The sequence below is a fragment of the Acetobacter fallax genome, from assembly GCF_011516735.1.
Classification (GTDB): domain Bacteria; phylum Pseudomonadota; class Alphaproteobacteria; order Acetobacterales; family Acetobacteraceae; genus Acetobacter; species Acetobacter fallax.
Genome location: NZ_WOSX01000144.1, coordinates 1 through 743, shown reverse-complemented (window position 1 = coordinate 743; position 743 = coordinate 1). Strand labels below are relative to the sequence as shown.

At 51.7% G+C, this 743-nt stretch carries 1 protein-coding gene; it reads right to left on the bottom strand.

Features of this window, described 5'->3' with window-relative positions; genetic code table 11:
• A partial coding sequence (locus tag GOB85_RS18900; protein ID WP_242011639.1) for a 3'-5' exonuclease occupies window positions 1–548 on the bottom strand: 548 nt, incomplete at its 3' end.
• Window positions 549–743 lie beyond the last annotated feature (195 nt).

Below are 743 nucleotides of genomic sequence, written 5' to 3'. Positions count from 1 at the left end.
TAAAAAAAGCCTGCGCCAGCAGCTAGGTAGTGCAGCTTTGTGCCCTCAAAACCTTCAGCTGCCCAATCGATTTCGGACATCGAACACGCCCATGGCTTGGTGGTGAATACGTCGCTCAACCGCTCCGCAAAGCGACGGTCGAACCCGGCATTGTGAGCGATCACCAGAGCGGCTGAACTGACAAACGCAGCAACCTCTGCAATGTCAATCTTTTGGCCGGCCACCATGGCATTGGTGATCCCCGTGATCCGGGTGATCTCGGCTGAAATTGGACGACTGGGCTCTTGAAAATGCTGAAACGTCTGGCCAACTTCGAAAATTCTCCCATCAAGAGAGTAAGTGAAGGAGATCATAGCCAGCTCGATTATCTCATCGTTCTGAAGATCTAGGCCCGTCGTCTCTACATCTATGAGAATCGCGGTCTTTGTCGGCGTTCCATCAGGCCGCGTAATGGTCGAGCGCGGCATGAGACGTCGCTGAACGCGATAATCGTCGCTCGCGCTAAGAATATCGGCCAAATCTGCCAAATTAGGTACGGCTTCGCTCATAGGATCTACCTTTACCAAAGATTTAAGCTAAAAGGCAGTAAGTAAGGCTACGTGTTGCAGGCTCTCGGTGCTGCGATCCAGCGTTTAACCCAAGTGCATTCTTGGTAATCGTCCATATGTCCTGTCTGACCGGTAACGGTCGTCACCGGAAAGAACTGCGAATGCCAGTTTTGTCTCAAACTCTGTTCATCAGGG